At 59.6% G+C, this 13,717-nt stretch carries 8 protein-coding genes; 1 reads left to right on the forward strand and 7 read right to left on the reverse strand.

Annotated elements, in window-relative coordinates; all coding sequences use genetic code 11:
• Nucleotides 1-707: 707 nt before the first annotated feature.
• Entirely contained in the window at nucleotides 708-995 is a 288-nt protein-coding gene (locus TBK1r_RS08215) for a DUF202 domain-containing protein (RefSeq protein WP_145208820.1), read from the reverse strand.
• A 904-nt stretch (nucleotides 996-1,899) separates the two neighbouring features.
• Between TBK1r_RS08215 and TBK1r_RS08220 the strand changes: the two genes are divergently transcribed.
• Entirely contained in the window at nucleotides 1,900-4,893 is a 2,994-nt protein-coding gene (locus TBK1r_RS08220; RefSeq protein WP_145208822.1) for a vitamin B12-dependent ribonucleotide reductase, read from the forward strand.
• A gap of 252 nt (nucleotides 4,894-5,145) precedes the next feature.
• Here TBK1r_RS08220 and TBK1r_RS08225 read toward each other — a convergent pair whose 3' ends face one another.
• The 6 genes from TBK1r_RS08225 to TBK1r_RS08250 all read right to left on the reverse strand — a co-directional run bounded on the left by TBK1r_RS08225 (nucleotide 5,146) and on the right by TBK1r_RS08250 (nucleotide 13,689).
• Entirely contained in the window at nucleotides 5,146-5,895 is a 750-nt protein-coding gene (locus TBK1r_RS08225) for a YebC/PmpR family DNA-binding transcriptional regulator (RefSeq protein ID WP_145208824.1), read from the reverse strand.
• 42 nt (nucleotides 5,896-5,937) lie between these two features.
• Nucleotides 5,938-7,071, reverse strand: coding sequence for a cell envelope integrity TolA family protein (locus TBK1r_RS08230; RefSeq protein WP_145208826.1), 1,134 nt, complete (start codon nucleotides 7,069-7,071; stop codon nucleotides 5,938-5,940).
• Nucleotides 7,072-7,180: 109 nt separating this feature from the next.
• The gene (gene rbfA, locus TBK1r_RS08235; protein ID WP_145208828.1) at nucleotides 7,181-7,627 is read right to left on the reverse strand and encodes a 30S ribosome-binding factor RbfA; all 447 of its coding nucleotides are present in this window, start codon (nucleotides 7,625-7,627) and stop codon (nucleotides 7,181-7,183) included.
• A gap of 101 nt (nucleotides 7,628-7,728) precedes the next feature.
• Nucleotides 7,729-10,479 carry a translation initiation factor IF-2 gene (infB, locus tag TBK1r_RS08240; protein WP_419581122.1) on the reverse strand — a complete coding sequence of 917 codons (2,751 nt, stop codon included), beginning with the start codon at nucleotides 10,477-10,479 and terminating at the stop codon, nucleotides 7,729-7,731.
• 713 nt (nucleotides 10,480-11,192) lie between these two features.
• Nucleotides 11,193-12,662, reverse strand: a complete 1,470-nt coding sequence (gene nusA / locus TBK1r_RS08245) for a transcription termination factor NusA (protein WP_145208832.1) — start codon at nucleotides 12,660-12,662, stop codon at nucleotides 11,193-11,195.
• Nucleotides 12,663-12,813: 151 nt separating this feature from the next.
• Entirely contained in the window at nucleotides 12,814-13,689 is an 876-nt protein-coding gene (locus TBK1r_RS08250; RefSeq protein ID WP_145208834.1) for a hypothetical protein, read from the reverse strand.
• Nucleotides 13,690-13,717: the final 28 nt, after the last annotated feature.

The following is a 13,717-nucleotide window of genomic DNA, read 5'->3' on the forward strand; positions in this document are numbered from 1 at the left end:
TAGGGCGCGAGCCCTCCGGTGTATCGGCAACGATGAGGAACCGGAGGGCTTGCGCCCTGCCGCTAACACACCATTTTTTAGCGGTAGGGCGCGAGCCCTCCGGTGTTTCGGCAACGATGAGGAACCGGAGGGCTTGCGCCCTGCCGCTAACACACCATTTTTTAGCGGTAGGGCGCGAGCCCTCCGGTGGTCGGAGAACGATGAGGGACCGGAGGGCTTGCGCCCTGCCGTTAACACACCATTTTTTAGCGGTAGGGCGCGAGCCCTCCGGTGTTTCGGGAACGATGAGGGACCGGAGGGCTTGCGCCCTGCCGCTAACACACCATTTTTTAGTGGTAGGGCGCGAGCCCTCCGGTGTATCGGGAACGATGAGAGACCGGAGGGCTTGCGTCCTGCCGTTAACACACCATTTTTTAGCGGTAGGGCGCGAGCCCTCCGGTGTTTCGGCAACGATGAGGAACCGGAGGGCTTGCGCCCTGCCGCTAACACACCATTTTTTAGCGGTAGGGCGCGAGCCCTCCGGTGTTTTGGGAACGATGAGGGACCGGAGGGCTTGCGCCCTGCCGCTAACACACCATTTTTTAGCGGTAGGGCGCGAGCCCTCCGGTGTTTCGGCAACGATGAGGAACCGGAGGGCTTGCGCCCTGCCGCTAACGCCTCGTCAAACGCAAGGAATAAATGCTTCACAGCGTTGCCCGGCATGTTAGCTAGCCCTCCCGCACAGCATTCAATCGCCGTTTCAATGACGCAAACCGATACATGCCGATCACTCCGACGATCGCCCCCGCCGCAATCAGCCCCCAGCCCATCAGCACAAAACTGAACGATACGTCCAAGAATTCGACCAGCGAAACCCCCGTCGCGACCAGCATCAACGCGCTGCGACCGTAGGCCAACAGCGTGCGTTCGTTAGCGAGGTCCGTTCGGACCAGGGCGAGGTTGGGGGCAGGTTGTCCACTCGTGGGAGGCGGCGATTGTTCACTCTGCGAACTCATCAGCGTTTCTATGGCAGTTAGCGGAACCCGGTCCATCGGCCGCGCAGACGGACGTGAAATTGAACAACGGACGACTGCAAAAGCGACAAGCTTGGCAACCGACCGAAACATCTATCCTAGCCTCGGTCGCAGCGAAAAGCAGACAGGAAGACGCCGCTGGTGGCTACCTTACGCCGGGGTTCTGCGTGTTGGGGAGCCCTAAATCTTGCGGAATGATCGGCTTGTCCGCTCGTCAAACCTTCCCCCTACTACCCATCCCACCCATCCCCCCTGGTGATCCGAGTCCCGCTAGAAAAGTTTTTGTCACACACATGTTTTCCACCAAGCTCCCACTCAACCACGGAATCTTCACTAACCCTTCATGTCGCCTAGGCTTACGTCGACGACCGGGTGACGCGGCGTCGGCGGGGGGCACCGTGAAGATGCACGTAACCCATTTGCAGGCAAAGAGTTGCAAATCGTCCAGAAATTTCATTGACACCCCAAAAGCAATCTCTAAGATTCTTCGCGTCGCCCATATTTAGTGCTGACCGCGGCAAATTCCACTACCGGTAGTGACATCATTACTGATATTGCTGGATTTGACGCGAGTGGCCCTTAGGAAGACTAGCACGGTCGGGAAGGATCCCAGGAGGACTTCTTTGCCGCTGTCTCGGCATCCTCATGTGGGCTGACGTGATTGATGTGTTCTTATTTTCCCTTTTTCACGGACGACCAAAACCATTCAATCAGTGCGATGAATTCCCCCCCGGGCAGAGCCTGCCGGTGGAGTTTTCATGCCGACGAGGCGGCGCACGATGCGGGGCACAGACCATTCGTGTCGGGCCATTCGCGTCGGACGACCTACTGAAGGATATTCGAATGGAGTTGGTCCCACGGACGATTCACGGAGTTTGTTTCAACGATGGCAACTGTTCTCCCCACTCAATCTCAGTCTTCGGCCGGTGGTGACCCTGACTTCGAAAAGGTCAACGAGCAACACGGCTTGGACTACGCGACGGGCGTTTTTGGCACGACACTGCGTGGCGGCCGATCCGGCCTGAAGGTCGATCCGGTCTTCTGCCCCGCCGACGGCAAGACCCCCTTTGCAACGACGCAGTGGGAACTGCGTTCGGCCGCGATCAAGGACGAAAATGGCAAGGCGCTGTTTGAGCAGCACAATTGCGAGGTGCCTGCCAAATGGAGCCAATTGGCGACCAACGTGGTCGTCAGCAAGTATTTTTACGGTGACCCCAAGAAGATGGAGGAGCGTGAGCGTTCGGTGCGTCAGTTGGTGCATCGCGTGACGCGGACGATCGCCGACTGGGGTTTGGCCGATGGCTACTTCGACACGCCCGCCGATGGCGAAAATTTCTATCGTGACCTGACTTGGTTGTGTCTGCATCAGCACGGTGCCTTCAACAGTCCGGTCTGGTTCAACGTCGGGCTGCACCAGCAATACGGCGTGACCGGTGCCAAGTGCAACTGGGCCTGGGACCGTACGGCCAACGAAACGTTTCAGCCCGAGAATCCCTACGAGTTCCCGCAGGGCAGTGCGTGCTTCATCCAGGCTGTCGAAGACAACATGGAAGACATCATGCGTCTGGCCTGTGCCGAAGCGATGTTGTTCAAGTTCGGTTCGGGAACGGGCACGGACCTGTCGACGATCCGATCATCGCGTGAAAAACTCTCCGGTGGCGGAACGCCGTCGGGCCCGTTGTCCTTCATGCGTGTGTATGACTCGATCGCCGGCGTGGTCAAAAGCGGCGGAAAGACGCGTCGTGCCGCCAAGATGCAGTCCCTGAAAGTCTGGCACCCGGACATTCTGGAGTTCATCGAAAGCAAGTGGTCGGAAGAGAAGAAAGCGCATGCCTTGATTCGCGAAGGCTACGATTCGAACTTCAACGGCGAAGCCTACAGCAGCGTTTGCTTCCAGAACGCGAACCTGTCGGTTCGCTTGACCGACGACTACATGCACGCGGTCCGCGACGGCCAACGTTGGCAAACCCATTGGGTCTCGGACAAGGCATCCGGCGACGCACCGTCGTACGACGCCAAAGAATTGCTCAACAAGATGTCCGAGTGTGCCTGGCACTGCGGTGACCCCGGCGTCCAGTACGACACGACGATCAACAACTGGCACACCTGCCCCAATAGCGGCGCGATCAACGCATCCAACCCGTGCTCGGAATACATGTTCCTGGACAACACGGCTTGCAACCTGGCGTCGATCAATCTGATGAAGTTCGCCGGCAGCGACGGATCGTTCGACGTGGCACGTTTCCGTGCCGCCGCACGGTTGTTCTTCATCGCCCAGGAGATCCTGGTCGATCACGCCAGCTATCCGACCGAGCCGATCGCTCGCAACAGCCACAAATTCCGCCCCTTGGGACTCGGGTACAGCAACCTGGGCTCGCTGATCATGTCGCGTGGCATGCCGTACGACTCCGACGCCGCACGCGGGCTGTGCGGATCGTTGACGGCATTGATGCACGGTGAAGCCAACCGCACCAGCGCCGAACTGGCGGGAGTCGTTGGACCGTTTGACGGCTACAGCGAAAACGAAAAACCGATGCTCGGTGTGATGCGAATGCACCGCGAGGCCGCCGACAAGATCAACGACGAAGGCCCTGCGGTTCTGAAGCAAGCCGCCCAAAAGCTGTGGGACGATGTCCTGGAGATCGGCGAACGGTATGGTTTCCGAAACGCCCAAGCGACCGTGCTGGCCCCGACCGGTACCATCAGCTTCATGATGGACTGCGACACGACCGGCATCGAGCCGGACATCGCACTGGTGAAATACAAGCAACTCGCCGGCGGCGGTATGCTGAAAATCGTCAACCAGACCGTCGCTGCGGCTCTCCTGAAACTCGGTTACACGTCCGATCAAATCGAAGCCATCCTGGCATTCGTCGATGTCAACGATACGATCGAAGGTGCACCGGAACTGAAGACCGAACACCTGCCGGTGTTTGACTGTGCCTTCACCCCGGCCAATGGGGTTCGGAGCATTTCCTGGCGAGCCCACATCACAATGATGGCCGCCGCCCAACCGTTCCTCTCCGGAGCGATCAGCAAGACCGTCAACATGCCGCAGGACGTGACCCCGTCGGACATCGCCGATGCCTACTACTGGGGTTGGGAACTGGGACTCAAAGCGATCGCCATCTATCGCGACGGCAGCAAACAGTCCCAACCGCTGAACACGTCGTCCGACGAAGGCGAAGAGACCAACGGCAAGCAAGTGGTCACCAAGACGGTCGAAAAGATCGTCTACAAGCCACGCCGCGAACGGTTGCCCGACACCCGCAGCAGCGTGACCCACAAGTTCACCATCGCCGGACACGAAGGTTATCTGTGCGTCGGTCAATATCCCGACGGACGACCGGGCGAAGTCTTCATCACGATGGCCAAAGAAGGTTCAACCGTCGGCGGCATCATGGACAGCTTCGGCACCGCACTTTCGATCGCGCTGCAATACGGCGTCCCGCTGGAGGTGCTGGTCAACAAGTTCAGCCACACCCGGTTCGAACCGATGGGTCACACCAGCAACAAGGACATCCGCATCGCCAAGAGCGTCGTGGACTACATCGCGCGGTGGCTGGGGCTGACCTTCATGAGCAAGGATTCCAGCATCACCGCCGATCCCCTGCCGACCGCGACCAGCGATCCGATCAACAGCAGCAACGGCCCCGAAGTCGCCGCTGCCGAGTCGTCGATCATGGCGTCCGAGCGAGCCGGCATCCTGGCCAGCTTGAACGGAGGCAACGGCAACGGTCACAAAGAAGGAAACCGACAGGACCAGTTTGCCAGATTCCAAATCGACGCCCCGAGCTGCGATAACTGTGGCAGCATCACGGTGCGGAACGGAAACTGCTACCTCTGTCACAACTGTGGCGCCAGCATGGGTTGCAGCTGATCGGTCCCGCATCGCATTGCAAAACGACGAAAGGCCTACGCGAAAGCGTGGGCCTTTTTTTTGAGGGGCAACCGGGCGGCTCGCGGCCAATAGCGCTACGAACGCATCACCGCGGCTGAAGGCGGCTAGTAGGCTATCGCAGCTCAATCTTCGGGTAGTGGACGAGGCGACGAGTCCTCTGTCGATATGCCGATTACAGAGGACTCGTCGCCTCGTCCACTACCGCCTAGCCGAAAACCAAGGTGCGGCGAATTACGAGTCTTCGCTCATCATCTCGTCGGTGATGTTCAAATTGGTGCTGACGTTTTGCACGTCATCATGGTCATCCAACTGCTCAAGCAACCGCATCGTTTTCTGTCCGGTGTCGGGATCGACATCGACGGTGGTTTGCGGGATCAGGGTGACTTGTTTGACTTCCATGGCCAACTCGGCTGCCTCGAAGGCGTCCGCGAGTGCATCGAATGCGTCCGGCGAACAGGTCACTTGCAGTTTCCCATCGTCGGTCGCTTCGACGTCTTCGCCGCCGTGTTCGAGGGCGATTTCGGTGACGCGTTCTTCGTCGATCGATTCGGCATCGAAGACAAACAGGCCCTTGCGATCGAAGAGGTACGAGACGCAACCCGTTTTGCCGAGTTCGCCACCGAGTTTGGAAAAGATGGAGCGTAATTCGGGAGCGGTCCGGTTGCGATTGTCGGTCAGGCTTTCGCACATGATCGCCACGCCGCCGGGGCCATAACCTTCATAGACGACTTCTTCGACGCGATCGCCGCCTAGTTCACCGGTACCGCGTTTGATCGCCCGAGTGATGTTGTCCTTGGGCATGCTGACGGCTTTGGCGTCATCGATCGCCTTGCGCAATTTGAAGTTTGCCGTCGGATCACCTCCGCCGCTCTGAGCGGCCATGATGATCGCCTTGCTCAACTTACTCCAAAGTTTACCGCGGGCGGCATCCACACGACCTTTGCGGTGCTGAATGTTCGCCCATTTCGAGTGACCTGCCATGACCGTGCTCGGAATCGAAGATTGAATGAGGGTTCGGAACGTCTAACGAGGCTTTCGTTTAGACAGTTTTCGGTTGGTGGATTTTTTGGTCGGCGTAGCCTTGGTGGCTGCGGACTTGGACGAACTGGCAGCCTTTTTGGACGTTTTCTTCGTCGTCGCGTCGGCGGACTCTTTGGCGTCGGTCTTTTTCGCCGTCACTTTTTTCTTGCCGGCTTCTTTCGTTTCAGCTGACTTGTCGGCGCTTTTTTTTTCCCCACTCGTTTTCTTCGCACTTGCGGGCTTGGCTTTACTCGCGCCCGCCTCGGCGCTGGCCGCCTTCGGATCAGACTTCGACGTCTTGGTCTTTGCGGGTTCGGACTTCGCCGCACCCTTCTTCGCCGACTTTGCAGCCTTAGCCTGTTTGGCCGACTCGGCTTCCGCTTCCGCTTCTAGCTCCGCCGCCTTTTCATCGCGTCGACGCTTTTTGACGCGCCGGATCGCGGCTTTCTTGCTCGCTTCCCACTCGTCGTATCGTTCCGAGGAACCCTTGGCGACGGCATCGATCAACGCGCGGGCTTTCTTGTCGTTGTGGTCCATCAACAGATCGACGCCGGCCTGATGCAGCAGCGCGGAGAAATCGAGCGCCTTGTTTTTGGGGATCGCCCGTTCCAGGCCCGGGATTTTTCCGCCGGCGGCTTCATTTTGCGATGCGATTCCGGTGGCCAACATGATCACCATGCCGGCGTAATCGACCGGAATGGAGTGGCCTCCCAAACCATGTTGGATGGTGTAGCTGAGCACGAACGGCGTCATAACGGGCATCGATTCGAATCGTGCAACCGCCTTGCCCAAGTTTTCTTTCTTGAGGTGATCGAGATCGAACGCGTAAAACTCTTCGAACACCGCTTGCAGGATTTCTTTCAATCGCCGCGCCGTCTTGGCAGGGTCGGGCATTCCCGAAAGCACCTGCGTCAGTTCCGTGACCGTGGTCACGCGGACTTCGTTCCAGTCAAAGAATTCCTGTTCGCACTTGGCCAGCCCCTCGTCGGCCAGATCATAGGGCGCATCCTGAAGCAAACAGGCGTACAAGAGATGTTCGAGCAGCGGGCGAGAGGGTTGAGATGGTGGAAGCGTGTACTTCTTTTTCAGCTCGGTATGCAGCTTGGTAATCAGCTTGGCTCGGTTGCTTGCAGCCATCGTTTTTGTGGTTAGGGAAATTGTGTTTGCGGAAGTTGCGGCGTACGTTGAATCGCTGCGTCGCAGTCTTATCGGAGTGGAAGGTCTGGGTAGGTGCTGGCCGCGAGAATCACGAAGATTCTGTGACACCGCTGTCCGCAGCGGGGGGATCGCCGTCGACCGGCGTCACCTCGCCGTCGGGTTCATCAATCGCTGCCGGCGGATCGCCCTGTTGTTCACGGCGAATCTTGCCCAGCAACTCGCCGACGACCATGGCGTTTTCCATGCCTCGGTTGAGCTCAAACTGCAGGCGGGGCGTGTAGCGGGTGTCGATCCGGTTGGCGATCTTAGACTGCAGAAAACCGGCCGAGTTTTGCAACCCCCGCAACGAGAGTTGTTTCTGCGCTTCGTCTCCCATCACGCTGATCGAAACCGTGGCTTCGCGCATGTCGGGAGTCACTTCGACACCGATCACGGTCACGTCTTTGACGCGTGGATCTCTAATTTCGGTCAAGATAGCCGACGCGACGACCTCGCGGATCGCTTCGGCGGCTTTCAACATTCGACGACTGGTCACGATGAGCCTGAGCGGGGAATAAACGATAGAAACGGTAGCTGGACTTCTCGATCGACTCCGGCGTGGCAATCATCCCACGCCCTGGTCGATAGGGATCTGGATCAATCCAACGTTCGGGCCACTTCTTCGATTCGGTACGCTTCCAACACGTCATCCTGTTTGACGTCGTTAAAGCCTTGCAAACGAATCCCGCACTCCATTCCACGAGGCACTTCTTTGACGTCTTCTTTGATACGTCGCAGCGAATCCAGGCCATAATCGCCGATCGTTCGACCGTCGCGATTGACGCGGATTCGGCAACCGCGTTGGATGGAACCTTGCGCGACGTAGCAACCGGCGATCGTCCCGACGCGGCTGATCGAAAAGACTTGCTTGACGAGTGCCCGTCCGAGTTCGACGACGCGTTCTTCCGGTTTCAGCCGGCCTTCGATCATCGCCCGAATGTCATCGGTCAACTTGTAGATCACATCGTAACGGCGAATCTGGACGCCGCGTTCATCGGCCAATGAACGAGCCTGCTCGTCGGGAATAACGTTGAATCCCAGGATGACCGCCTCGGACGCACTGGCCAACGTCACATCGGCCAGGGTGATCCCGCCGACGCTGCGTTGCAGCACTTTGATCTCGACTTCGGGATGATCGAACTTGCTGAGTTCTTTGTCGATCGCTTCCAGCGAGCCTTTCACGTCGGCACGAATGATGACGTTCAGCTTGACTTTCTCGTCGCTGACGCCCAGTCGACCGCCTTGCAGCATCTCTTGGAAGTTCTCGAACGAAACCGCCGTGGTGTTACCTGAGAGCGATTGACGGCTGGACGCATCGGCACGGGTGGCCGCGATTTCGCGAGCGTCGGTGATGTCCTCCAGCACGTGGAACCGGTCGCCCGCACCTGGCGGCTCTTCCAATCCCATCACGTTGACTGGTGTGCTCGGCCCGGCTTCGGTGATCGCCTCGCCGGTCAGCGGATTACTCATCGCACGCACGCGACCGTAGGTCGGCCCACACACCACGATATCGCCGACTCGCAGCGTTCCGTTTTGCACGACCAATTTGGCAACCACACCGCGGTCGCCCTGTTGCTCGGATTCCAGACAGACGCCCAACGCGTTGCGATCGGGGTTGGCCGAGTATTCGTTCAACTCCGCAATCGTCAGCAGCGTTTCGAGCAAGTCGTCCATGCCGGCACCGGTGATCGCACTGGTCGGCACGACTTCCACGTCGCCGCCCCACTCGCTGGGTGTCAACTGATGTTCGGTCAACTGCGTCATCACACGGTTTGCGTCGACGCCTTCCAGATCGATCTTGTTGAGCGCGACAACGATCGGCACCTCCGCCGCTTTGGCGTGGCTGATCGCCTCTTCGGTCTGTGGCATGATCCCGTCGTCGGCAGCCACCACCAGCACGGCGATGTCGGTGACGTTGGCACCACGCGCCCGCATTTCGGTGAACGCTTCGTGGCCCGGCGTATCGACAAACGTGATACTGCGGCCGTCTTTTTCAATTTCATACGCACGGATGTGCTGGGTGATCCCGCCGGCTTCGCCGCTGACCACGTTGATGCCAATCAAGTAGTCCAGCAGACTGGTTTTTCCGTGGTCGACGTGCCCCAGGAACGTCACGATCGGCGGTCGCGTCACGAGCGCTTCCGGATCGTCGTCCAGCTCTTCGATCTCCGTGATCAACTCGTCTTCGAGCGTCTCGGATTCTTTCAGCTGAAGCTCCAGATCCAACTCCGCCGCGATCAATTCGGCGGTTTCAAATTCCAATTCGGCGTTGATATTGGCCATGATGCCCATGCCCATCATCGCCTTGAGCACTTGGGCGACACCGATACTGGCCGCTTCGGAGAAACTGCGGACGGTACACGGCAGCTCGATCTGAACCGGTTCCTTCCGCGGTGCGGCGGTGTTGGTCCCTTTGTGCTGCAAGGTTCGGCGTTGGCCGCGATTGTCGTCACGTCCGTACGACCGCGAGAAATCTCCGGATCGTCGGCGTTTGCCGCTGCGGTCTTGGCGGACGCCCGCCATGCCCGACAGGCCTTTCTTGCGCGGCTTCTCTTCTTCTTCGACGCCTCGTTTGCCTTTCTCGGTGAACCCCGACAGACCACCGCGTTTTCCGGCCGGCCGTTTCGATTCGTCGGACTCCGCGGCCAGCTTTTCCAGCGGCGCCTTCATTCCTTGTTTGTGACCGGCGATCAGATCCGGACTGAGCTTGATCTCCGGTTTCTGGGCCTTCTGCTCACCCTTGACCTTTGCCGGGATCTCCGGGGGTGCATCGGGCAGCGACGCCAGATTGACCGCAATCCGCGGTTCGCGACGCTTGGGTTTTGCCTCGCCCTTCTTTCCTTCGCCAGCGGCGCTGGCACGTTTATCCAACGAACGGACACGTCCGGCGCCGGTATTGCCACGAACGGCCAGTGGACCGGCGGGGCGATCGGGCAGCGGAGACCGCACGGGAGCCGCAGGTCGCTCCGGCGAAGCGGGCTTGGCGGGTGGTGTTGAGTCGGGTTTTCGAGTCGGCGGTTCGGGCGGTCGCGCAGCCGGTTTCTCGGCGGCAGCGGGCTTGGACGCTGGCTGGGCCGGGGCCGCCGGTGACTTGGGCGAACTGGGCGAACCAGGTTCCTTGCCGCGGGCGATTCGAGCGGACAAACCACCGCTTCGCCGACTGGTCGCCGGAAGACGCACATCGGGCGCTTGGGCCGACGTTTCTTCGCCGGCCGGAGCCTTCGGCTCTTCAACGGGCGGCAACGGAGCGGGCGCGCGGACTTTGGGTTCTGTCTTGGCGGGCGGCTTGGATTCCGACGGAGCCTTCGCTGCTCCGCCGCCAGCCTTGGAAGCGGGCTTCAGATTCACTGGCTTCCGTTCCGGGCGCACGGCCTCGCGGACGGCGACGGGCTTGCTTTCTTTGACTGCCGTCGCGGTTGAAGCCGGAGCGGGTGCTTTTGCCGTCTCTGCACCACCACTTAGATGATCGCGCACACGTTGGGCCTCGTCATCGGTTAGACTGGCAAGCGCCGAGCCCTTTCCGGTGATTCCAACTTTCTTAACGAGATCAACCAGATCTTTACTATCGAGATTAAGTTCTTTTGCGAGCGCGTAAATGCGTGCCACTGGGTCCAAATCCTGTCAAATTGGGCGGAACCTGCCATGCCTCTCGTGCATTGCATGCTTTTCTCATGGCGGCGTTCCAAATATTTTTCTGCAAAGGTCACATAAAAAGCTCCTCCATCGGCCGGGTATCAGCACACACCTTGGACGCCAGGCGTCAAGCATGCAACCGTACCAAGTATCCATCTGACGCGGTGAAAGGTTAGACCGCGATAGGATGAAACGGGGCAGACCGGGATGGTTTTCGTCTTTCAGTTAATGGTGGAGTCACGGCGAGCAAATCGCTGTGACCCGCGTTGGAAGCAAAGGATAGCGAAAAAACACGTCTTCGCAGAGGTCTGACCTGGGGGCAAGAGTAGATTTCACTCGACTTTTTCCCCCGGCCACCGCTCGTGTGCCTCCACCAAGCGGTGTTTCGTGTCAGTTGAGCACACCCGCGACACGAAATCTGGCAATCGCTAGCCGTCCTGCTGCGACTTCACCTCCGACGCTTCGGAAGGCCCGGAGTCGGCACCCCCCTCTGCGGGTGAGCCTCCTTCGTCTGCGACAGACTTGGCATCCTCGCCCCCCCCGGCGTCGACCGCCTCGGGTTCAGGTTCGGCTGCTGCTTCAGGTTCGGCTGCTGCTTCGGGTTCGGCTGCTGCTTCGGGTTCGGCTGCTGCTTCAGGTTCGGGTGCTTCGGGTTCGGCTGGTGTTTCGGGTTCGACCACGCCGGCCGCTTCGGCTTCCTTGTGCAAGCGTTCCCGCTCACGACGAGCCTGGCGTTCTTGCGCCGCCGCCTCCTCGGCTTCCTCTGCCTTCTCCTCGGCAGTGTTGACGATCAAGTCGACTTGCTCCTCGGTCAGCCCGCTCATTTCCATGAAAGCGTCGGGCTCGATGACGGACAAATCATCATAAGACAAATAACCCTGCTCGACCAACACTTGAGAGATCTCGGGGGTCATGCCTTCGAGCTGGCTGAACGCCTCGACGGCGCGTTCGATCTGCTCTTCCAGCTCGCCGCCGGTCATGATTTCGATGTCCCAACCGCACAACTTGCTGGCCAGGCGAACGTTTTGGCCGCGTCGTCCGATGGCGAGCGACAACTGGTCTTCTTGGACCAACACGATCGCGCGGCCGATCATGTCGCACAACAAGACTTGTTCGACTTCGGCCGGCTGCAAGGCGTTGGGAATCAGCACCTCGGGGTCTTCGCTGTAACGGACGACGTCGATGTGTTCTCCGGCCAGCTCTTCCCGGACGGCTTTGATTCGGCTGCCGCGATAACCGACGCAAACCGCGATCGGATCGACCTGGCTGTCTTCGCTGCTGACGGCGACCTTGCTGCGGTAACCGGGTTCTCGGCTGATGGAGTTGATCGCGATCACCCCTTCGCTGAGCTCGGGGATTTCCTGTTCGAACAACCGCTGAACCAACTGGGGCCGAGTCCGACTGAGCACGACACGGACGCGGTTGCCGGTCGCTTTGACCTCAAACACGACCGCCCGCACACGTTCGCCGGCGTGCAGGGTCTCGCCGGGGATCTGTTCGCTGCGTGGCAGAATCGCTTCGACGTTACCGAGATTGACCGTCGCGACACCGCCATCGGCACGGCCGATGATTCCGGCGACGGTGTCTCCGATCTGTTCGCGATACTCTGCCATCAACGAATCACGTTCGGCCTCGCGGACCTTTTGGATGATCACTTGCTTGGCGGTTTGGGCACCGATTCGCCCGATTTGATCGTCGCCGAGCTGTTCGCCATCGAGGGTTGCCGCGATGCGTCCGTTTTCGCGATTCAACTGGACCTGGATGTCAGCGTCTTCACCATACTGTCGTTTTGCAGCCGTCTGCAAAGCCGCCTCGATTGCCGAGAACACGAGTTCGGTGTCAATATTTTTTTCGCGATGGAGCGAATCGACATATCGCAGAATGTCTTGTGGGTTCATAGCGAGCGTCGCGGCATGCGCTGGTTGGGCGGAATCGGGCTTGGTTCAGGGCTTAAGCGAGCAATCGAGCACTGATCCTACGACAAAAAATAAACCCGGACCTTTCGGCAGGACCGGGCAGTTGCGTGAACCAGTGCTGAGAAGTGTCAAGTTACTGATAGGGCCAACGAGTGTCAACCAAGACCGAGGGGCGCAATGCGATCGGGGTGACCGCATCAAAAACCCCTTCACCCGGCACCGAAACCCGAATTTTCAGTTGTCCGAAACTCGCCATCCCGATCGCCGACCATGCGGCAGGTCGACTTTGAGAGTCGCTCAACGCCGTCCGATCCTGGAATGCCGACGTGGTGTGGCGAATGATCCCACGCCGTGATGAGTGGAAGCCACCGGCCCGGCCGACTGCCGGATGCGAGGTCGAGGGCCAACCGATCAACGGCGCGAGAGGCTTTTGCAACGGCAACCGAACGGTCGCCACCCCGTCTTCGGCGAACGTCAACGGCACGTTCCATTGGACCGGTGTGATGTTGGCGTCGACATAGCCGGTGAAGTCGTGGGTCGGAAGCCGAGGCGTCAATTCGAATCGTGCCGTCGCCCGGCGAACCGCGACCGGCTGGTCATCGCTGCCCATCAGCATCACGCTCGCCAGCCAACCGTCGGGATCCGCATCGGAATCGAACTGGGCGATCTCGGCAGAGACGAAAGCAGACTTGGGACGCATCGACCGCGCCGGCTTGGCACGTTCCCGATGCGGCGAAGACGCCCGTTCGGCGGAGGCTCGTTTGACCAGCACCACACGATCACCGATCCGCATTTCGGTGTACTGGGCCGCTTCGTCCGGCCCCACGACCTGGTCGGCGGTGATCACTTCGCTCGGCGACGCGGCTTCACTCTGCGAAGCCGCTTCACTCGGTGTCGTGGCTTCGCTTTGCGGCGTGTCGGAAATCCCTTGGCCTTTGGTCCGCAGCGCGATGCTGGCCAACAGAATCGCAAAGATGATGATCCAGAGGGGGCGTTGGTTCTCGTTCAACGGACGTCTCGGCGGTGGTGTGTGGTGA

Source organism: Stieleria magnilauensis, assembly GCA_007753675.1.
GTDB classification, from domain to species: domain Bacteria; phylum Planctomycetota; class Planctomycetia; order Pirellulales; family Pirellulaceae; genus Stieleria; species Stieleria magnilauensis.